General features: G+C 66.0%; 17 protein-coding genes and 1 pseudogene. 16 read left to right on the forward strand and 2 right to left on the reverse strand.

Annotated features, from left to right (window positions below; all coding sequences use genetic code 11):
• Positions 1-28 precede the first annotated feature (28 nt).
• The 15 genes from BCUN_RS07965 to priA all read left to right on the forward strand — a co-directional run bounded on the left by BCUN_RS07965 (position 29) and on the right by priA (position 17373).
• Positions 29-1504, forward strand: a complete 1476-nt coding sequence (locus BCUN_RS07965; protein ID WP_033514743.1) for a glycine--tRNA ligase — start codon at positions 29-31, stop codon at positions 1502-1504.
• Between the two features lie 136 nt (positions 1505-1640).
• Positions 1641-2879, forward strand: coding sequence for a tRNA dihydrouridine synthase DusB (dusB, locus tag BCUN_RS07970; RefSeq protein ID WP_081895628.1), 1239 nt, complete (start codon positions 1641-1643; stop codon positions 2877-2879).
• A 154-nt stretch (positions 2880-3033) separates the two neighbouring features.
• Positions 3034-4275, forward strand: a complete 1242-nt coding sequence (ftsZ, locus tag BCUN_RS07975) for a cell division protein FtsZ (protein WP_033514745.1) — start codon at positions 3034-3036, stop codon at positions 4273-4275.
• Positions 4276-4310: 35 nt separating this feature from the next.
• Positions 4311-4790, forward strand: coding sequence for a cell division protein SepF (locus tag BCUN_RS07980; protein WP_033514747.1), 480 nt, complete (start codon positions 4311-4313; stop codon positions 4788-4790).
• Positions 4791-4858: 68 nt separating this feature from the next.
• Entirely contained in the window at positions 4859-5149 is a 291-nt protein-coding gene (locus tag BCUN_RS07985) for a YggT family protein (RefSeq protein ID WP_033514749.1), read from the forward strand.
• Positions 5150-5251: 102 nt separating this feature from the next.
• Positions 5252-6799 (forward strand): DivIVA domain-containing protein, encoded by a 1548-nt coding sequence (locus BCUN_RS07990; RefSeq protein WP_033514751.1) that lies wholly within the window; start codon positions 5252-5254, stop codon positions 6797-6799.
• Between the two features lie 17 nt (positions 6800-6816).
• Positions 6817-7365, forward strand: a complete 549-nt coding sequence (gene lspA / locus BCUN_RS07995; protein ID WP_033514893.1) for a signal peptidase II — start codon at positions 6817-6819, stop codon at positions 7363-7365.
• Complete coding sequence (locus tag BCUN_RS08000; protein WP_033514752.1) at positions 7362-8297, forward strand: RluA family pseudouridine synthase; 936 nt, start codon at positions 7362-7364, stop codon at positions 8295-8297. The genes lspA and BCUN_RS08000 overlap by 4 nt, the downstream gene beginning before the upstream one ends.
• 48 nt (positions 8298-8345) lie before the next feature.
• Positions 8346-11912 (forward strand): DNA polymerase III subunit alpha, encoded by a 3567-nt coding sequence (gene dnaE, locus BCUN_RS08005; protein WP_033514754.1) that lies wholly within the window; start codon positions 8346-8348, stop codon positions 11910-11912.
• Positions 11913-11990: 78 nt separating this feature from the next.
• Positions 11991-13391, forward strand: a complete 1401-nt coding sequence (gene hisD / locus BCUN_RS08010; protein ID WP_033514755.1) for a histidinol dehydrogenase — start codon at positions 11991-11993, stop codon at positions 13389-13391.
• Positions 13388-14578: a histidinol-phosphate transaminase gene (locus BCUN_RS08015; RefSeq protein WP_033514757.1), complete on the forward strand. Its 1191-nt coding sequence runs from the start codon at positions 13388-13390 to the stop codon at positions 14576-14578. The genes hisD and BCUN_RS08015 overlap by 4 nt, the downstream gene beginning before the upstream one ends.
• A 35-nt stretch (positions 14579-14613) precedes the next feature.
• Positions 14614-15216, forward strand: a complete 603-nt coding sequence (gene hisB / locus BCUN_RS08020) for an imidazoleglycerol-phosphate dehydratase HisB (RefSeq protein WP_033514759.1) — start codon at positions 14614-14616, stop codon at positions 15214-15216.
• The gene (locus BCUN_RS08025; RefSeq protein ID WP_033514761.1) at positions 15216-15896 is read left to right on the forward strand and encodes a hypothetical protein; all 681 of its coding nucleotides are present in this window, start codon (positions 15216-15218) and stop codon (positions 15894-15896) included. Before hisB ends, BCUN_RS08025 begins: the two co-directional genes overlap by 1 nt.
• 36 nt (positions 15897-15932) lie before the next feature.
• Entirely contained in the window at positions 15933-16580 is a 648-nt protein-coding gene (gene hisH / locus BCUN_RS08030; protein WP_033514763.1) for an imidazole glycerol phosphate synthase subunit HisH, read from the forward strand.
• A 61-nt stretch (positions 16581-16641) separates the two neighbouring features.
• Entirely contained in the window at positions 16642-17373 is a 732-nt protein-coding gene (gene priA / locus BCUN_RS08035; protein ID WP_033514765.1) for a bifunctional 1-(5-phosphoribosyl)-5-((5-phosphoribosylamino)methylideneamino)imidazole-4-carboxamide isomerase/phosphoribosylanthranilate isomerase PriA, read from the forward strand.
• Between the two features lie 56 nt (positions 17374-17429).
• Here the strand turns inward: priA and BCUN_RS08040 are convergent, their stop codons facing one another.
• Positions 17430-18884 carry a DUF2252 domain-containing protein gene (locus tag BCUN_RS08040; protein WP_033514767.1) on the reverse strand — a complete coding sequence of 485 codons (1455 nt, stop codon included), beginning with the start codon at positions 18882-18884 and terminating at the stop codon, positions 17430-17432.
• A 94-nt stretch (positions 18885-18978) separates the two neighbouring features.
• Between BCUN_RS08040 and glnA the strand changes: the two genes are divergently transcribed.
• Positions 18979-20316 carry a type I glutamate--ammonia ligase gene (gene glnA / locus BCUN_RS08045; protein WP_033514769.1) on the forward strand — a complete coding sequence of 446 codons (1338 nt, stop codon included), beginning with the start codon at positions 18979-18981 and terminating at the stop codon, positions 20314-20316.
• A gap of 118 nt (positions 20317-20434) precedes the next feature.
• Here glnA and BCUN_RS12570 read toward each other — a convergent pair.
• Positions 20435-20704: pseudogene (locus tag BCUN_RS12570) on the reverse strand (hemagglutinin); the annotation flags it as partial.

The raw sequence follows: 20704 nt of genomic DNA on the forward strand, positions 1-20704 counted from the left end.
GACACGTGAGAAAACCAGAAGGTGCATAGTGGCTAGTTCCAAACTCGATGAAGTGGTATCCCTCGCCAAGAGGCGCGGCTTCGTGTTCCCCGCAGGCGAGATCTACGGCGGCACCCGTTCCGCATGGGACTACGGTCCCCTGGGCGTGGCCCTCAAGGACAACATCCGCAAGGAATGGTGGCGCGCCATGGTGGTCACGCGCGGCGACGTGGTCGGCGTGGACACCTCCATCATCCTGCCCTCGCAGGTATGGGTGGCCTCGGGCCACGTGTCCGTCTTCAACGACCCGCTGATCGAATGCCTCACCTGCCACAAGCGCCACCGCGCCGACAAGCTGGAGGAATCCTACGCGGAGAAGCACCACGACCAGATGCCGTCGAACGGCCTGGCCGACATCGTGTGCCCCGACTGTGGCACCCGCGGCAACTGGACCGAACCGCGCGACTTCAACATGATGCTGCGCACCCACCTGGGCCCGGTGGAGGACGAGAACTCACTGCACTACCTGCGTCCGGAGACCGCCCAGGGCATCTTCGTGGACTTCAAGAACGTGATGACTTCCTCGCGTTCCAAGCCGCCGTTCGGCATCGCCAACACAGGCAAGTCCTTCCGCAACGAGATCACCCCCGGCAACTTCATCTTCCGCACCCGCGAATTCGAGCAGATGGAGATGGAGTTCTTCGTCAAGCCCGGCGAGGACGAGGCATGGCACCAGTACTGGATCGATGCCCGTACGCAGTGGTACCTCGACCTGGGCATCAAGCCCGAGAACCTGCGCCACTACGAGCATCCCAAGGAGAAGCTCGCGCACTATTCGAAGCGCACCGTCGACCTGGAGTACCGCTTCGGCTTCCAGGGCTCCGACTGGGGCGAACTCGAGGGCGTGGCCAACCGCACCGACTTCGACCTGGGCGCGCATGCCGAGCATTCCGGCGAGGACCTGTCCTACTTCGACCAGGCCACCGGCGAGAAGTACATCCCCTACGTGATCGAGCCGGCCGCCGGCCTGTCCCGTTCGCTCATGGCCTTCCTCGTGGACGCCTACGACGTGGACGAGGCGCCGAACACCAAGGGCGGCGTCGACAAGCGCACCGTGCTGCGCCTCGACCCGCGCCTGGCGCCGATGAAGGCCGCGGTGCTGCCGCTGAGCAAGAAGCCGGAACTGCAGTCCATCGCCCACGACCTGGCAGCCGACCTGCGGCTCAACGACTGGATGATCGACTACGACGAGTCCGGCGCCATCGGCCGCCGCTACCGCCGTCAGGACGAGATCGGCACGCCGCTGTGCATCACGGTGGACTTCGACACCCTCGACGACCGGGCCGTGACGATCCGCGAGCGCGACACGATGCAGCAGGAGCGCGTGGCCCTGGACCAGGTCGCCGACTACGTGCGCCGGCGCATCGAGGACAAGCGTGTGCGCGTGCCGCAGAAGCCCGTCTCCATGGGCGGCGAGGCATGGCCCGATAGCGTGCGCATCGCCGAGGCTGGCGGCCTGTACTAGGACGCCGGCAGCTGCGGGGTCCGCCGTCCTTCGGGAGGCGGACCCCGCTTTTCCTTTTCGTACATTCCCCTGTGTGGTCGCATGGCTGGAAGGCGGCATCTTTCCGCCATGCCGGATGGAAGTGAGGACCTGACCCATGTCCCGAAACGATGACCTGGTGCTCGACGGCCACGGCGAGACCGAGCGGCTCGACCCGCGCACCGACCGGGAACCGCAGCGGCTTGCCCGTCCGCTGGAGCCGGTGCGGCTCGGTCCGCTGACCGTGCCGACGCCGGTGATGCTCTCGCCGATGGCAGGCGTGACGAACTGGCCTTTCCGCGTCATCTGCGAGGGCTACGGCCCCGACGGACTCTACGTGGCGGAGATGATCACCGCGCGCGCCCTGGTGGCGCGCAACCCGAAGGCCCTGCGCCTGTGCCGCTTCGCACCCGGTGAGCGGCCGCGCTCCCTGCAGCTGTACGGCGTGAACCCGGCAATCGTGGAGCAGGCCGCGCGGATCGTGGTGGACGAGGCGATGGCCGACCATGTCGACCTGAACTTCGGCTGTCCGGTGCCGAAGGTGACCCGGCGCGGGGGAGGCTCCGCACTGCCGTGGAAGACCGACCTGCTGACCGAGGTGATCCGCCGGGTGGTGCGCGTGTGCGAACCGGCGGGCATCCCGGTGACGGCGAAGTTCCGCGTGGGCATCGACCATGACCATGAGACCTTCCTTGAGGCCGGGCGCATCGCCCAGGGGGAGGGCTGCGCCGCCGTGACCCTGCATGCGCGCACCACCGCCGAGTACTACGGCGGCCATTCCGACTGGAACCGCATCGGGGAACTGGTCGGGGAGCTTGACATCCCGGTGTTCGGCAATGGCGACATCTGGGGCGCCGACGACGCGGTGGCCATGGTCAACGAGACCGGGTGCGCCGGTGTGGCCATCGGCCGCGGCGCGCAGGGGCGTCCATGGCTCTTCGCGGACATCAGGCATGCCTTCGCCGGATCGGACGAGCGCGCCGACCCGTCCCTGGGGGAGGTGTGCGCGGTGGTGATGCGCCATGCGGCGCTGCTCACCGAGTTCTACGACGGGGACGAACGGATGGCCGTCCACGACCTGCGCAAGCACATCGCCTGGTATCTCAAGGGGTTCCCGGTGGGCGGCCAAGTGCGCCGCTCCCTCATGGAATGCGAGTCGGTCGACCAGGTGCGGTCCATCCTGGATGCGCTCGACCTTGCACGGCACATGCCTGCCCGCGTGGTGGACAAGCCGCGCGGACGTACCCGCTTCGCCAAGAAGGTGCATGTGCCTTACGGGTGGCTGGACTCGCGCACGACCAACCCAGAGGAGCGCGAGCGCCTCTTCGGCGACGACCCCATGGACGCGGAGTACTGAAAAGTAACGATCTTGTGGTTTGATGGAGGTTCACGCGCCGAAGAGAAGCGGGAAGGCCTTACGCTGTGAGAATCACGATTCTCCGGGCAAGGCGAAAATATCGCATGGTCTGCGATAGAGTAGTGCGTTAGAACGTGACTGACAGGAGACAAAGGTGAGCGAGATCGCCCAGGCGGACAACTTCAATGACAAGACCAACATCAAGGTCGTCGGCGTCGGTGGCGCCGGCGGCAACGCGGTCAACCGCATGATCGCGGAGGGCCTGCAGAATGTCGAGTTCGTTGCCATCAACACGGACGCCAAGGATCTCATGCGTTCCAATGCGGACGTGAAGATCTCGCTGTCCGACGCCTCCAGCCGTGGCCTGGGCGCCGGCGCCGACCCGGAGAAGGGTTCGAAAGCCGCGCAGGACCACCAGTCCGACATCGAGGAGGCCGTCAAGGGCGCCGACATGGTCTTCGTGACTGCCGGCGAGGGCGGCGGCACCGGCACCGGTGCCAGCCCGCTGGTCGCGCGTGCCGCCCGCCAGCAGGGTGCGCTCACCATCGCCGTCGTCACCCGCCCGTTCTCCTTCGAGGGGCCGCAGCGTGCGGCCTCCGCCGCGCTGGGCATCGACAACCTGCGCAAGGAAGTCGACGCGCTCATCGTCATCCCCAACGACCGCCTGCTTGAGCTCGCCGACCGCTCCATCGGCATCGTGGACGCCTTCAAGACCGCGGACACCGCGCTGCTCGCCGGCGTGCAGGGCATCACCGACCTCATCACCATGAACTCCTACATCCACGTCGACTTCTCCGACGTGACCTCCATCCTGCGCGACTCGGGCACCGCCATGTTCGGCATAGGTTCAGCCCGTGGCGAAGACCGCGCCACCCAGGCCGCGGAGATCGCCATCAGCTCGCCGCTGCTGGAGGAGAGCATCGACGGCGCCAACGGCGTGCTCATCAACATCGCCGCCGCCAACGACCTCAAGCTGCAGGAAGCCTACGCCGCGACCGAGCTGGTCCGCCGCTCCGCACACCCCGAGGCACAGATCATCTGGGGCCTGGCCCTGGACGACGCGTACGGCGACGAGATCCGCGTGACCGTCATCGCCGCGGGCTTCGATGCGAAGTCCGAGAAGACCGCGCGCAGTGCCGCGCAGGCGGCCCTGCCGGACCATCGCGAGGAGCCTGCCAAGCCCGTGGCTGACCATGCCGCCGGCCTGCCGGCTATGATGACCTCGCCGGCGCCGAACGCCACGCCGATCTTCCAGCAGTCCACCCAGCCGGAACAGCTGATTCAGCCGGTGGTCCCGCAGACCCCGCAGACCCCGGTCTTCGACCCGTCCGCCCCGGCGGACCCCTATGCCGCAGGAGATCCCAACGACCTGGATCTGCCCGATTTCCTGCACTGACCACGAGGTAACGAGAGCAGAGAAAGGAACCCAAGATGCCGTCCGGGTTTATGAAGCGCACGATGTCGTACCTCGGCATGTCCGACGTGGTCGACGATGACGAGGAGTTCGAGGAGGACGAGGAGGTGGAGTCCGCTTCGTCCTTCGATTCCGACCGGTCGGTCACGCCGATGCCCACCGCCCAGGCGTCCGCCTCTACGTCGGCGCCTGCGCGCAGCAAGTCGGTCAATGCGTTCCAGGACCGGGTCAGCCGGATCACGACCATCCAGCCGCGTACCTACGAGGAGGCGCAGAAGGTCGGCCGTGCATTGCGCGACGGCATCCCCGTCGTCCTCAACCTGACCGGCGTGCCCGAGGCCGTCGCCTACCGCATCGTCGATTTCTCCTCCGGCGTGGTCTTCGGCATCTCCGGTTCCATCGAACGGGTGACGCCGCGCGTCTTCCTGCTCAGCCCGGCCCGCGTCGACATCGTCGCCGAGGAGGGTGACCAGGCTCGCGACCTGTTCGCCGAATAATATACGGTTCGCCGTATTTTTTCTCTCACGTCGAAGCATGTTCCCCGTCTGCCTGTAGGGTGGGGAGCATGCTTTCCTTATTGGTCTCGATTGTTTTCCATATTATCGACTGGCTGATCGAAGCGTATCTGGTGGTCCTGTTCTGCAGGATGATTCTCGACTGGGTATTCGCGCTGGTGCCAAGGTGGCGTCCCCGCGGCGTTGTGGCGACGCTCGTCAACGTGGCATACCAGCTGACGGAACCGCCCCTGCGGTGGTTGCGCCGGTACATCAGGCCAGTGCCATTGGGAAGGGTGTATTTCGATGTGAGTTTCCTGGTGCTCTATTTCCTGCTGATCGTGCTGCGCGTACTGATTTGACGGAAGATCGCGCGGACATGCGGGAATGCGCATGTTTCGTGCTAGCATCGGAACATAAGTCCAACTAAGCCGGGCGGAAGCCCAAAGCGAGGTGCAAGTTATATGGCTCTTTTGACGCCCAAAGATATTAGGGAGCACACCTTCCAGACCGTGCGCTTCAAGGAAGGGTACGATGTCGACGAGGTCGACGATTTCCTTGACCAAGTCACCGAGACCGTCGAGGCGTTGGGCAAGCAGGCCGTGTCCGGCGGCCAGTCCACCCAGGCGCTCGGCCCCGATGTAGCTGCCCTCAATTCCAAGATCTCCGAGCTGACCGCGCAGGTGCAGTCGCTCGAGACGCAGAACCAGCAGCTCAAGGCCGCCGCCAACCAGGGCCAGAGCGAGCAGGCGCAGGCGCAGATCGCCCAGGCCAACCAGGCCGTGCAGGTCGCCCAGGCGCACCTCAAGGAGACCGAGGACACCAACCATGCGCTCGCACAGCAGAACGAGCAGCTCAAGGCGCAGGTCGAGCGCCTGTCCGCACAGGTCGACCAGCTCACCGCACAGGCCGCCAAGGACTCCGACCAGCCGGACCTCGCCAAGCAGCTCGAGGACGTCACCCGCCAGCGCGACCAGTTCCGTGCCGACAGTGAGAACCTGCGCCACGAGCTGTCCACTGCGCACGAGCAGACGGTCCGCGCCCAGCAGCAGGAGGCCCAGATCAGGGACCTCACCAAGCAGCTCGAGGAATCCAAGCAGCGCGAGGAGCAGCTGCGCGACCAGGTCGCCAAGGTCGAGCCGAACACCGAGACCGGCTCCCTGCAGAAGATCAAGAGCGCCGCAGCCACCGCCAACACCGAGCCGGAGCGCGCCACCGCCATGCTGACCCTCGCCATGCAGCTGCATGACCAGTACGTCGACAAGGGCAAGGCCAAGGCCAAGGAGATCACCGAGCAGAGCCAGCGCAAGTACGAGGAGCTCATCGGCCAGGCCAACGACTACTCCGACCGCACCCGCACCGAGGCGGACGACTACGCCGCACGCACCCGCGACGACGCGGACGCCTACAGCAAGCACACCCGCCAGGATGCCGACAACTACTCCACGAGCGTGCACGAGCAGGCCGACGCCTACTCGGAGAAGATCCGCCAGGAGGCGGATGCCTACTCCGAGAAGACCCGCGACGACGCCGACAACTACATGCAGAACAAGCACAGCGAGGCGGACCAGTACGTGGCGGACAAGACCGCAGAGGCCAACAGCTACGCGGAGACCAAGACGAACGAGGCCAACACCTACGCCGACTCCAAGGCACACGAGGCCGACGAGTACGCCCAGCAGAAGCAGGACGAGGGCAACACCTACGCCCAGCAGAAGAAGACCGAGGCCGACCAGTACGTCATGGACCGCCACGGCGAGATCGACGAGTACGAAGCCCAGGTGCAGCAGCGCGCCCAGGACTACGACCAGAAGACCCGCGCTGCCGCCGACGACTACGCGCAGCAGGTGCGCACCAACCTGGAGACGCAGTCCAAGGTGATCGAGGGCAACATCCAGGGCCTCAAGCAGTTCGAGACCGAATACCGTGCACGCCTCACCGAGTTCCTCACCCAGCTGCAGGCACAGGTGTCCGACACGAACAACTACAGCAAGATGGACCCCAACAACTGAGCATCGCCGTGAACCAGTTGGATTCCAAGGCAGGACGGCCACGTACTCGCGTGGCCGTCTTTGCATGTATCGTCATCGCCGCGTTGGCGCTCGACCAGCTCACCAAGTGGATGGCCGAGACCTACCTGCCCGCCCGCGGCTCCCTCACGGTCATCCCGGGGGTGCTGTCCCTCACGCTCGTGCACAATCCCGGTGCCTCCCTGGGGCTGGGCTCGAACATGACCTGGCTCATCTCCCTGCTGGCATGCGTGGCATGCGTGGTGCTGCTTGCCCTTGCATGGCGCACGACCTCCATGGCCTGGACCGTGTGTCTTGCACTGGCCTTCACCGGTGCACTCGGCAACCTCATCGACCGTGTCGTCCATGCCGACGGGTTCCTCAACGGCAAGGTCGTCGATTTCCTCGACTATGGATGGTCCGTGGGCAACGTGGCGGACGTGTATCTCATGGTGGCCGCCGTCGGCATCATCGTGCTGGTGCTGTGCAACGTGCCGTTCCGCGCACGCCCGGACGAGCCGGGGCCAGGGGACACGACCGACGCGACGACGGGGAGAAGGACCGCATGAGCAAGTTGGTACCTGCACCCGACGGACTGGTGGGACGCCGCTTCGACGTGGCCCTGGCGAAGATGATGGGCATCTCGCGGGCCAAGGCCGCCGACCTCATCGAAAGCGACCAGGTGCGGGTCATCGGCCGGGACCTGGGCAAGTCGGGCATCCTGGGGGAGCACGACACCATCGAGCTTGACCTGCACCGCGACGAACCTGCCCCGGAGCCCATCGCCACCGACATGGCCATCGCCTACGAGGACGACGACCTGGTGATCGTGGACAAGCCGGTCGGCGTCGCGGCGCATGCATCCGTCGGCTGGACCGGGCCCACCGTGCTCGGCTCGCTGCTGGACCGGGGCGTGCACATCACCTCCTACGGCGCCCCGGGGCGGCAGGGCATCGTCTCCCGGCTCGACGTGGGCACCTCCGGCCTCATGCTGGTGTGCAAGTCGGAACTCGCATACAAGGAGATGCGCCGCCAGTTCTCCGAGCACGAGGTCATCAAGACCTACCATGCGATGGTCCAGGGCAACCTCAGGCAGGACCGTGCCACCATCGACGCGCCGATCGGCCGTGCCAAGGTCTCCGACTTCCGGTTCACGGTGACGCCGGCCGGCAAGGAGGCCATCACCCACTGGGACGTCCTCGAGCGCTTCGGGGAAGCCACCCTGGCCCGCATCAACCTCGAGACGGGCCGGACCCACCAGATTCGCGTGCATTTCTCCTCGATCGGACACCCCCTGGTCGGCGACCCCATGTACGGCGCCAACCCGAGGCTCGCCGAGGAGCTGGGGCTCACGCGGCAATGGCTGCACGCCATGGAGCTCGAGTTCCGCCACCCGCGCACCCACCTGACCACCGTGGTCACCTCGCGGTACCCCACGGACCTGCGCCATGCCCTTGACCTGATGCACCAGCGCAAGGCGCAGGGCACGCAGGGACAGTGACCTTCGACACTTTGCGGACCGTCACGCGATTTCGGTAGATTGGAGGGCATGACCCTCACCGCTGACTTCGTGCAATTGCACAACCACACGCATTACTCCCTGCTCGACGGAGCCTCCAAGATCCCCGACCTGGTCAAGCGCGCCAAGGAGCTCGACATGTTCGCGGTCGGCATCACGGACCACGGCAACATGCACGGCGCCTACGAGATGTACAGCACGGCGGTCGCCCAGGGCGTCAAGCCCATCATCGGCATCGAGGCGTACGTGACGCCGGAGACCGCGCGCACGGACAAGTCGCGCGTGCACTGGGGCAACGAGTCGCAGAAATCCGACGACGTCTCCGGCGGCGGATGGATCACGCACCTCACCCTGTGGGCGGAGAACGACGAGGGACTGGTCAACCTGACGAAGGCGTCCTCCGTGGCCAACCTCGAGGGACGCGTGGCGCGCTATCCGCGCATGGACAAGGACGTGCTCTCCACCTACAGCAAGGGCGTGATCTGCGGGTCCGGGTGTCCCTCGGGCATCATCCAGACCCGCCTGCGCCTGGGACAGTTCGACGAGGCGCTGCGCGCCGCCGGCGAACTGCAGGACATCTACGGGCGTGACAACTTCTTCATCGAGCTCATGGACCACAACCTGCAGATCGAGCGGCGCGTGACCAAGGAGCTCCTGGAGATCGCGCACAAGCTCAATGCGCCGCTGCTGGCCACGAACGACTCCCACTACGTCTACGAGAAAGACGCCGCCACGCAGGATGCCATGCTGTGCATCAACTCGGGCACCAAGCTGAGCGACCCGGACCGCTTCCGCTTCGACGGCGAGGGATACTACCTCAAGAGCGCCGAGGAGATGCGCGAACTGTTCCGCGAGTTCCCCGACGCGTGCGACAACACCGTCGAGATCGCACAGCGTTGCAACGTGATCTTCGACGACCACGAGGACGGCGCCTTCATGCCGAAGTTCCCCTGCCCGGAGGGCTGGGACGAGACCTCGCTCTTCCTCAAGCAGGTCGAGGAGGGACTGGAGAAGCGCTACGAGGGCAACGTGCCCCTGCACGTGCTCCAGCAGGCCGACTACGAGTGCGGCGTGATCTGCCAGATGCAGTTCCCCGGATATTTCCTGGTGGTCGCCGACTACATCCAGTGGGCGAAGGACCACGGCATCATGGTGGGGCCGGGACGAGGCTCGGCGGCAGGATCCATGGTGGCGTACGCCATGGGCATCACCGAACTCGACCCGCTCGAGCACGGCCTGATCTTCGAGCGCTTCCTCAACCCCGAACGCGTGAGCCTGCCCGATATCGACGTCGATTTCGACCCCGAGGGGCGCCTCGAGGTGATCGACTACTGCCGGGAGAAATACGGCCATGACAAGGTCGCCCAGTGCGTGATCTACGGCACCATCAAGACCAAGCAGGCCCTCAAGGACTCCGCGCGCATCATGGGCTACGACTTCTCCATGGGCGAGCAGGTGACCAAGGCGCTGCCCCCGGCACAGACCGGCGGCAAGGACATCCCCCTGCACGACATCTTCGACGAGCATTCCAAGCGGTATGCGGAGGCCCGCGAATACCGCGAACTGTGCGAGACCAACCACGACGCCAGGGAAATCACCGACAAGGCGATGGGCCTCGAGGGCCTGATCCGCCAGACGGGCGTGCACGCCTGCGCCACGATCATGGGTTCCGCGCCCATCACCGACACCTCGCCGCTGCTGGAACGCACCGACGGCACCATCACCACGACCTACGAATACCACACCTGCGAAACGCTCGGCCTGGTCAAGATGGACTTCCTGGGCCTGTCCAACCTCACGGTGATCGGGGACACCCTCAAGAACATCGAGGCCAACGGCAAGCCGGCCATCGACTACACGAAGATCCCCCTCGACGACAAGGAGACCTACGAGCTGCTGTCGCGCGGCGACACCCTGGGCGTCTTCCAGCTCGATTCCGACGGCATGCGCGCCCTGCTCAAGAGCCTCAAGCCGGACAACTTCAACGACATCTCCGCACTCATCGCCCTCTACCGTCCGGGCCCCATGGATATGGACTCGCACAACAACTACGCCAAGCGCAAGAACGGGCTGCAGAAGATCACCCCCATCCACCCGGAGGTGGCCGAACCCCTCAAGGAGGTGCTCGACGAGACCTACGGCCTCATCGTCTACCAGGAGCAGGTCCAGTCCGCGGCGCGCATCCTCGCGGGCTACTCCCTGGGCAAGGCCGACGTGCTGCGCCGTGCCATGGGCAAGAAGAAGCCCGAGGTGCTGGCCAAGGAGAAGATCCCCTTCTTCGCAGGCATGAAGGCGCACGGCTACTCCGAGGAGGCCGCGCAGGCGGTGTGGGACATTCTCGTGCCCTTCTCGGGATACGCCTTCAACAAGGCGCATTCCGCCGCCTACGGCCTGATTTCCTACTGGACCGCCTATCTCAAGGCCCACTACCCGGTCGAGTTCATGGCCGCCCTGCTCCAGGGCGCGGCGACCAACAAGAACAAGACGGCACTCTACCTGGGCGAGGCGCGCCGCATGGGCATCAAGGTGCTCTCCCCGGACGTCAACGAGTCGGTGTATGCCTACTCCGCCGTCGGCGACGTCGTGCGCTTCGGCCTGGGCGCCATCCGCAACGTGGGCGAGAACGCCGTCAAGGACATCATCGAGGAGCGTCGCGGCAAGCGTGGCAAGTACGTGAACTTCATGGACTTCGTGCGCCGCGTGCCCATCAGCGCCCTGAACCGGCGCCTGGTGGAATCGCTCATCAAGGCCGGCGCCTTCGACTCGATCGACCCCAACCGGCGTGCCCTGTTCACCATCCACGAGGCGGCCATCGAATCCGTAGTGGACATCAAGCGCAAGCAGGCAAGCGGGCAGTTCGACCTCTTCGCCGGCTTCGACGACGACCCCCAGGAGGATGGCGCCGGCATGGGCGACGCCCAGATCACCGTGCCGACCGACGCGGAAGAGTGGGACAAGAAGACGAAGCTCAACTTCGAACGCGAGATGCTGGGCCTGTACGTCTCCGACCACCCCCTGAGCGGCATGCAGTCGGTACTCGCCAACCTGCGCGAGATGTCCATCGCCAAACTCGTCAACCAGGCCTCGGAGCTCCCGGAACGCACCCAGGTGACCATCGCGGGCCTGATCACGAACGTGGATCGGCGCATGTCCAAGAAGGGCAACCCCTGGGCGATCGTCACCGTCGAGGACATGGAGAGCTCCATCCAGTGCATGCTCTTCGGCAAGGTGTACGAGGCGGCCGCAGCCGACCTCGCGCTCGATACGGTGGTGCAGGTGCGCGGGTCGGTGGAGCAGCGCGATGAGACGGTGAGCATGCGTGCCACCGAGCTCGCGGTGCCGTCCCTCGACGCGGAGGACGAGCGGCCCGTGACGCTCGGCCTGCCCCTGCACATGCTGCAGCGTGACCGCCTGGAGCAGCTCGGCACGGTCCTGGCGAACCATCCCGGCTACTGCGAGGTGCGGCTGGCCGTGTTCGACGACCAGGGCAACGCCCGTGTCCTGACCATGGGCGACCGCTTCCGCGTCAAGCGCGACACGAGCCTCTTTGCGGACATCAAGATCATCTTCGGGCCAGGTGCGCTGTTGGAGAACTGAGGGCGACCATCTCAGCATTCGCACAGATGCGGCACGGTGCAGCACGCTCGTGACATGCGCTTGTTACCATGGTGATTTATGAGTGATGAAAACTACATGCGCATTATTGACCTGCGGGGCAGGACCCTGACCCGTGCCGAGATGCTGGACGCGATGCCGCGTGCGGAAATGGGCACCGACGAGGCGACCGAACTGGTGCAGCCGATCCTGGACAACGTGCGCAAGCACGGTGCCCAGGCGCTGCGCGAGTACGCCGAGCAGTTCGACCACGTCGTGCCCAAGGCGCTGCGCGTGCCCGCCGACGTGATGGACGCCGCCGTCGCCCAGCTCGACCCGGACGTCAAGGCGGCCATCGAGGAGTCCATCCGCCGCTCCCGCGCCGTCGCGGCCAGCCAGGTTCCCGAGGACTTCCACACCGACCTGGCAGACGGTGCCCGCGTCTCCGAACGCTGGATCCCCGTGCAGCGCGTCGGCCTGTACGTGCCGGGAGGCAAGGCCGTCTACCCGAGTTCCGTGATCATGAACGCGGTGCCCGCCCAGGCGGCCGGTGTCGAGTCGCTGGCCATCGCCACGCCGCCGAACCGCAACGACCCGGACGGCTGGCCGAACAAGACCATCCTCGCCACCTGCGCCATGCTGGGCGTCGACGAGGTCTACGCCGTCGGCGGCGCACAGGCCATCGCCATGTTCGCCTACGGCGCCACCGACCTCGAGGACCCGGCGTCGCCGGTCCTGTGCGAACCGGTCGACAAGATCACCGGTCCGGGCAACATCTTCGTCGCCACCGCCAAGCGCCTCGTGTCCGGCATCGTGGGCATCGACGCCGTCGCCGGCCCCACGGAGATCGCCATCATCGCGGACAAGGACGCCAACCCGGAGTTCCTGGCAGCCGACCTCATCGGCCAGGCGGAGCACGACGAGCTCGCCGGCTCCGTCCTCATCACCGACAGCCCAGAGCTGGCCGACGCCGTTCAGGCAAGCCTGCTCAAGCGGGTGCCGCGCACCGAGCACGCCGGCCGAGTGGAGACCTCCCTGAGGGGGCGCCAGTCCGGCATCATCCTCACCGACGACCTACAGCAGTCCATCGACGCCGCCAATGCCTACGCCGCCGAACACCTCGAGGTGCAGACCGCCGATCCGGACGCCGTCATCGCGAAGATCCGCAATGCGGGCGCCATCTTCCGCGGCCCCTATTCGCCGGTCCCGCTGGGCGACTACATGTCCGGCTCGAACCACGTGCTGCCGACCTCGGGGACCGCGCGCTTCGCCTCCGGCCTGGGCGTGCACACCTTCATGAAGCCCGTGGAGGTCATCGAATACGACGAGGAGGGCCTCAAGCCGATCGCCGCCCGCATCAACGCCTTCGCCGTCTCGGAGGACCTGCCCGCGCACGGCGAGAGCGTCCTGACGCGTTTCGTGGCCGACCCCTATGACAAGGAGTCCCTGGACGCGCAGGAGACGGAGGCGGGGCTCAAGTGAGCGGATCGAACGATAACGCCATCCCGGCGGACCTTCCCCTGCGCAACGACCTGCTCGGCGAGGAGCCCTACGGTGCACCCCAGCTCGACGTGCCGGTATGCCTCAACGTGAACGAGAACCCCTACCCGCCGACCCATGCCGTGGTCAGGAGCATCGAGAAGCGCGTCCGTGAGGCGGCCAAGGACCTCAACCGCTACCCCGACCGCGAGCACATGGAACTGCGCCAGGCCTTCGTGGACTACTTGGCGAAGGAGTCCGGCGCGAAGCTCACCACGGACATGGTGTGGGGCGCCAACGGATCCAACGAGATCATGCTGCAGCTGTTCCAGGCCTTCGGCGGCCCGGGACGCACCGCGCTGGGCTGCGACCCGACCTACTCCATGTACCCGGAGTATGCGCGCGACACCTTCACCCAATGGCGCATCGTGCCGCGCAAGGAGGATTTCACCCTCGACCTCGACCGCACCCTCGAGGCAATCCGTGACCTGGAACCGGCCATGGTGCTGCTGACCAGCCCGAACAATCCCACCGGCACCCCCTTGCCGATGGAGCAACTCGAGCGCATCCTCGAAGCATGCCAGGACGCGCGCGTCGCCGGCGCCGCCGAGGGCACGCGCCCGGTGGTCGTGGTGGACGAAGCCTACATCGAGTTCCGCGATCCCGGCGTCCCCAGTGCCACGACCTTGGTGGGCACCTACGGCAACCTCGCCGTGAGCCGCACCATGAGCAAGGCCTTCGCCTTCGCCGGGGCCCGCGTCGGCTACCTTGCCGCCAGCGCCGGCATCATCGACTGCATGCGCATCGTGCGCATGCCCTACCACCTTTCGGCGGTGACCCAGGCCGCAGCTCTCGCGGGTTTCGACAACACCGCGGAGCAGCTCAGCCAGGTGGCCCACCTGCGCGAGACCCGCAACGAGACCGCCGCATGGCTGCGCGAACAGACCTACCGCGGCATCCCGCTCCAGGTGGCGCCCTCCCAGTCGAATTTCCTCATGTTCGGCGGACACTTCGACGACCGTGGCCTCATCTTCGACGAGATGCTCAAGAGGGGCGTCCTCATCCGCGTGGTCGGCCCGGAAGGCTGGCTGCGCGTGTGCATGGGCACCGACGAGGAAATGAAGGTCTTCCGCAAGGCGCTGACGGAATCGCTGCGCGCGGCGGAAGCGGCACACGACCAGCAGGATTGACGGCCCCGAGAGGGCGCCGGAAAGGACCAACCACGATGGCGCGTACAGCGACAATCGTCCGCGAGACAAGCGAATCGACCGTCGAGCTCAGCCTCGACCTCGACGGCACCGGACAGACGGACATCGAGACCTCGGTGCCCTTCTACAACCACATGATGACGGCCTTGGGCAAGCATTCGCTCATCGACCTGCGCATCCGCGCGACCGGTGACACCGATATCGACGCCCATCACACGGTGGAGGACACCGCCATCGTCTTTGGCGAGGCCCTGAAGATGGCCTTGGGCGACAAGCGTGGCATCCGCCGGTTCGCGGATGCCACCGTGCCCCTGGACGAGGCGTTGGCCAAGGCCGTGGTGGATGTCTCCGGCCGCCCGTACTGCGTGTGCACCGGCGAGCCGGAGGGCTTCCAGTACGCCATGATCGGCGGCCACTTCACCGGTTCCCTCGTGCGCCACGTGATGGAATCCATCGCCTTCCACGCAGGGATTTGCCTGCACCTGGAAGTGCTGGCGGGGCGTGACCCGCACCACATCGCCGAAGCGGAGTTCAAGGCGCTCGCGCGTGCACTGCGCTTCGCCATCGAGCCGGACCCGCGCATCGAGGGCATCATCCCCAGCACGAAGGGGGCCCTGTGATGGCGGGACGTGACGACGGGGAACCGATTGACGATTCGTTCGACGACGAGGAACTCGAACGCGCCCTCGAGGGATTCGAACGCGAGTTCCAGGAGAACCGGGACGGCACTGCGCAGGACGGGCATGGGGACGGGAACGACCCGGAGCACGACCTGCAGCAGGACCTTTCCGAGTTCGAGCATGGCCTGACCTTCGACGAGGAGCTGGAGGGCCTGCTGGGCGACAAGGCGAAGCTCGCCATGCTCTGCACCAGGCTGCAGGACGCGGATCTCCTGGCGGCGTTCTGTGCCCTTGCAGACATCTCCGCCCAGTGCGTGCAGGCCAACGAGGGCGCCGTTGCCGTCCTGCGCGGCCTGGACGGCAACGCGCCGGAATCCGCTGCACAGGACCTGACCAAGGTCGTGGCCGGGCTGAGCGCACTGCTGGTGGTGAACCGCGCCGACAAGATTGAAGCGACCGTCTACATGGGAGGGCAAGCCGGCGAACAGCTGCCGCCGCCCTTCGTGTTCCCCACCCTGGCCCCGTTCGTGGAGGACATGATGCTGGGCATCTCCACCATGGACGGATTGCGGGACTCCGGTGCGGACATCGTAGACACCAATTCCATCGACCATGACGGGGCACTGTCCATCATCGCCCGGCATACGCGCTTCGACGGACCCAAGGGACATGTCGAATAGGCGTGTGGGGCACATACTTCGCGAGAAAGGTTCCCAATGAAATCAGTGGTGGTCTTCGACTACGGCTTCGGCAACGTGCGCTCCATGGTGCGTGCACTGGCCGACCTCGACCTCGACGTGACCCTCACCTCGAACTATCGCCAGGCCCTCGAAGCGGACGGCCTCGTGGTCCCCGGGGTCGGGGCCTATGGGACCTGCATGAAAGGACTGCGCGCATGCTCCGGCGACCGGGTGGTCTATGACCGCCTGCGGGCACAGCGCCCGGTGCTGGGCGTATGCGTGGGCGAGCAGGTCATGTTCGAGGAGGGCAGCGAACACGGCGTGACCACCGAGGGCCTCGGCCTGGTCGGTGGCACCGTCAGCCCCCTCGAGGCTGACGTGGTCCCGCACATGGGTTGGGACACCGTACGTGCCCCGGAGGGGTCCGTGCTCTTCGCCGGGGTCGAAGGGGAGCGGTTCTACTTCGTCCACTCCTATGCGGCCTACGGAACCCATCCGGTGGATACCGGCGAATACCAGATCGATTTCGGCGACGTCCCGCAGCTCGACACATGGTGCGACTACGGCGCTCGCCCCTTCCTTGCCGCGGTGGAGCACGGCCCGCTGTTCGCCACGCAGTTCCACCCCGAGAAATCGGCGCAGGCCGGCGCCAAGCTGCTGCGCAACTGGGTGGACGTCCTGTAAGGGCGCACACCCCATCATGAGCACGGTGCACCGCGCACCCACGATAAAGAGGAGAATCACCATGTCCATCACGCTGCTGCCTGCAGTCGATGTCCGTGACGGCAAGGCCGTGCGCCTGCGCCAGGGTGAATCGGGATCGGAGACCGACTACGGCTCGCCGCTCGAGGCCGCCCGCACCTGGGTGGAGGCCGGCGCCAGCTGGATCCACCTCGTGGACCTCGACGCCGCCTTCGGCACCGGCGACAACCGTGCCCAGCTTGGTCGGATCGTCGCCGAACTCGGTGGCCAGGTGCACATCGAGATGTCGGGCGGCATCCGCGACGATGCATCCCTCGACGCGGCCATCGAGGCCGGGGCCGCCCGCGTGAACATCGGCACCGCAGCCTTGGAGAACCCCGAGTGGACGCGCCAGGCCATCGCCAGGTACGGCGACAAGGTGGCAGTCGGCCTCGACGTGCGCGGCCACACCCTGGCGGCCCGCGGCTGGGTCAAGGAGGGCGGCGACCTCTTCGAGACGATGAAGGCGCTCGACGATGCCGGCTGCTCACGGTATGTGGTGACCGACGTGACCCGCGACGGCATGATGAGCGGACCGAACATCGAATTGCTGCGCGAGGTGGCCGAACGCACCGAAGCGAAGGTCACCGCCTCCGGCGGCATCGCCAGGCTCGCAGACCTCGAGGCCATCGATGCGCTGGCCCCGGTCGGCGTGGACTCGGCGATCTTGGGCAAGTCCCTATATGCCGGCGCCTTCACCCTGCCCGAGGCGCTGGAGGTCGCGTCGCGCGCATAAACATACGCGCCTAAGGAATTGTTCAGAAAAATGAACAATTCCTTAGGCGCGTATGTTTATGCGCAAGGAAGCTCGCCGTCCTTGATCATCGCCTTGAACACCCGGTAGTCCTCCTCGTTCTGGTCGGCGTAGGAGTCGGCGAAGTTCAGCATGGCGGCGTCGAAGGTGTCCGACCCGCCCATGTAGTTGGCGATGGCCACGCTGTCGCCGCTGCGCGCGTGCGCGTGGGCGAGGCACCAGGCACACAGGCGCCCCAGGTCGTACAGTCCCATGGCGCTCAGGTGGTTGATGTCGATCGACCCCTTGCCGTTCCATAGCTGGCGCACGTAGTAGTCGCGCTCCTTGCCGTCGTTGGCGACGAACCGCGTCCAGCCCAGCAGGATGTCGGCGGTGGTCTGGATGAGCTTCTGTCCCTGCACCACGCGTTCGCCGTGCGAGGGGTACGGGGAGGCGCCGACGAAGCGTTCGAGCACCGAGTCGGTCGCCTCCTTCATCTGCAGCATAAGCGGGTCGTCGATGTCCCGGCCGGTGAGGACGGACACCCACGCGCGGGTGCCCACCGAGCCGACGCCCACCACCTTGCGGGCGGTGTCATGGTACCTGTACTGGCCCAGCACGTGCCGACGGTCCTCATAGAGCGAGTCGCGGTAGGTGGCGAACAGCTGCCCGAGGCGTTCCCGCAGTGCATCGAGGTCCCCGTACTGGCCGCCCAGCTGCGTGATCGGCACGAGCTCGGGAGGGTCCGAGCGGAAGCGCAGCCGGTCGCCGTCACGGACCGTCAGCTTCTGCGCGGCACGGTCGGAATCCTTCGACTTGGCCTTCATTACTGCGGCGCGCAAGGTGCGGTTCCTCTTGCCGCCTTCCGTGGACTCGAACTCGTCCAGGGTCTGTTCCACGTCGAGGTGGTCGTACCACATGTCCAGGTAGTCCATCCGCGAGAACCGGTCCATGTACTCGCGGTAGGTCTCTACGCAGGCGAGTACCGCCCGGTGCCTCTCCTTCGTGGCGACTCCGTTGGCACGTCCGCAGATCTCCACGGACACGGCCAAGCGCTTGATGTCCCACTCCCAGGGACCGGTCACGGTCTCGTCGAAGTCGTTGATGTCGAAGACCAGGTGCTTGGTGGGGGAGAAGAACAGCCCGAAGTTGCCGATGTGCGCGTCCCCGACTACCTGGACGGGGATGCCGGTGACCGGGGTACGTGCCAGGTCGTTGGCCATGATGAGTGCCGTGCCGCGGTAGAAGGTGAAGGCGGAGTCGCTCATGCGGCGGTAGCGCAGCGGGATGAGGGACTGCAGCCGGGCGCGGGACTGCTCCTCGAGCAGGCCGATGACGTCGCGGCGTCCCTTGGCGACCTGCCAGATCGCATGGGACTCCAGGGGTGCGCGGCGCCGTGCGTCGATGCCGGTACGGGCCCGCTCCTTCGGCGTGGCCGCCTGCCTCCACGACGTGATGTCGACGACGGGATGCTCGGCGGTGGACTGGGTGACGTTGCCGGTGGAATCGCTCATGGTGCCCAGCGTAGTTCACGGGGCGGAAGCCGGCCGTCCATGGAGGCTGATTGTTAAACGCGCCCGTAACATGCGCATGGAACGATGGGTCGTTATGGATAAACAGCAAGAGTTTGCGCTGCGCACCGTCGAGGAGCGCGACGTTCGTTTCATTCGGCTGTGGTTCACGGACGTCCTGGGAACGCTCAAGTCGGTGGCCATCGCGCCTGCGGAGTTGGAGGCGGCCTTCGAGGAGGGCATCGGATTCGACGGTTCCGCCATCGAGGGCATGACCCGCGTCTCCGAGGACGACATGATCGTCAAGCCGGATCCGTCCACCTTCCAGATCCTGCCGTGGCGTGGCGGTCCGCAGGGGACCGCACGCATGTTCTGCGACATCCTCACGCCCGAGGGAGAGCCTTCCCTGGCAGATCCGCGCCACGTCCTCAAGCGGGCGCTGCATCAGGCCAAGGAGAAGGGCTTCACCTTCTACGTACATCCCGAGATCGAGTTCTACCTCTTCGAGAAGCAGGACGACTGGTCCCAGACCCCGGTCCCGATCGACCAGGGCGGCTATTTCGACCACGTGCCGCGCAGTCCCGGCATGGACTTCCGCCGGGCCACCGTGAACATGCTCGAGCAGATGGGCATCTCCGTGGAGTATTCGCACCACGAGGGCGGCCCGGGCCAGAACGAGATCGACCTGCGTTACGCGGACGCCCTGACCATCGCGGACAACATCATGACCTTCCGCACCGTGGTCAAGGAGATCTCCCTGGAGCGCGGCATCCACGCCAGCTTCATGCCCAAGCCGCTGGCGGATGCCCCCGGTTCCGGCATGCACACCCACCTGAGCCTGTTCGAAGGCGATTCCAACGCCTTCTACGAGGCCGGCCAGGAATTCAACATGTCGCTGACCGCCCGCCAGTTCGCCGCCGGCATCCTCCACCACGCGGCGGAAATCTGCGCGGTCACCGACCAGTTCGTCAATTCCTACAAGCGCCTGTGGGGCGGCAACGAGGCGCCGAGCTACATCTGCTGGGGCCACAACAACCGCTCCGCCCTGCTGCGCATCCCGCAGTACAAGCCGGGCAAGGGCAATTCGGCGCGCATCGAGTTCCGTGCCCTCGACCCGGGTGCCAACCCGTACCTTGCCTACTCCGTGCTCCTGGCCGCTGGCCTCGACGGCATCGAGAAGAAGATGACGCTCGGCGAGCCGACCAGCGACGACGTGTGGGAGCTGACCGACGCGGAGCGTCAGGCCATGGGCATCCAGCCGCTGCCGGAATCACTCGAGGAGGCCTTGCGGATCATGGAGAAGTCCGACTTCGTGGCCGACGTGCTCGGCGAGCACGTCTTTGAGTACTTCATCCGTAACAAGCGCAAGGAGTGGGAGGAGTACCGCAGCCAGGTGACGCCCTTCGAGCTGAGGAAGTACCTGGCGAAGCTGTGATGCGGCAGCAGCCATAGAAATTGTTCATTTTTTCGAACAAAATCTTGGGGCGGGCCCGGCCGGGCCCGCCCCAAGATTTTGTTCGAAAAAATGAACAATTTCTATGTGCGGCAGTGCCTCAAGCCGTACGCGGGTTGCCGAACCAGCCGGTGTAGATCAGTGCGAAGTTGCGGTTGCCATAGGTCGAGCAGCCGTCCCCCTCGCCCGAGCCGGCTGCCAGGGCGGCGAGATTGGGCTGGTAGGGCGTGTAGATGTAGAGCAATGCCGTGGCCTTGTTCTCGATCCACACCTCGTCTCCGCCGCAAGAGGGGTCAGGGTTGAACTGCACGTAATTGAGCCGTCCCGCGGCGTACCCGTACTGTTCCTCGTACGCCTCGTAGTAACGGTA

The sequence above is a fragment of the Bifidobacterium cuniculi genome (assembly GCF_000741575.1).
Taxonomy (GTDB): Bacteria; Actinomycetota; Actinomycetes; order Actinomycetales; family Bifidobacteriaceae; genus Bifidobacterium; species Bifidobacterium cuniculi.

What these genes read in the sequence shown, in the direction of transcription:
- BCUN_RS07985 (WP_033514749.1), top strand. Translation starts at nt 4,859, where the DNA reads ATGCTTTCCTTATTGGTCTCGATTGTTTTCCATATTATCGACTGGCTG.
- hisD (WP_033514755.1), top strand. Translation starts at nt 11,991, where the DNA reads ATGAGTGATGAAAACTACATGCGCATTATTGACCTGCGGGGCAGGACC.
- hisB (WP_033514759.1), top strand. Translation starts at nt 14,614, where the DNA reads ATGGCGCGTACAGCGACAATCGTCCGCGAGACAAGCGAATCGACCGTC.
- dnaE (WP_033514754.1), top strand. Translation starts at nt 8,346, where the DNA reads ATGACCCTCACCGCTGACTTCGTGCAATTGCACAACCACACGCATTAC.
- BCUN_RS08025 (WP_033514761.1), top strand. Translation starts at nt 15,216, where the DNA reads ATGGCGGGACGTGACGACGGGGAACCGATTGACGATTCGTTCGACGAC.
- BCUN_RS07990 (WP_033514751.1), top strand. Translation starts at nt 5,252, where the DNA reads ATGGCTCTTTTGACGCCCAAAGATATTAGGGAGCACACCTTCCAGACC.
- dusB (WP_081895628.1), top strand. Translation starts at nt 1,641, where the DNA reads ATGTCCCGAAACGATGACCTGGTGCTCGACGGCCACGGCGAGACCGAG.
- BCUN_RS08000 (WP_033514752.1), top strand. Translation starts at nt 7,362, where the DNA reads ATGAGCAAGTTGGTACCTGCACCCGACGGACTGGTGGGACGCCGCTTC.
- BCUN_RS07980 (WP_033514747.1), top strand. Translation starts at nt 4,311, where the DNA reads ATGCCGTCCGGGTTTATGAAGCGCACGATGTCGTACCTCGGCATGTCC.
- priA (WP_033514765.1), top strand. Translation starts at nt 16,642, where the DNA reads ATGTCCATCACGCTGCTGCCTGCAGTCGATGTCCGTGACGGCAAGGCC.
- BCUN_RS08040 (WP_033514767.1), bottom strand. Translation starts at nt 18,884, where the DNA reads ATGAGCGATTCCACCGGCAACGTCACCCAGTCCACCGCCGAGCATCCC.
- glnA (WP_033514769.1), top strand. Translation starts at nt 18,979, where the DNA reads ATGGATAAACAGCAAGAGTTTGCGCTGCGCACCGTCGAGGAGCGCGAC.
- hisH (WP_033514763.1), top strand. Translation starts at nt 15,933, where the DNA reads ATGAAATCAGTGGTGGTCTTCGACTACGGCTTCGGCAACGTGCGCTCC.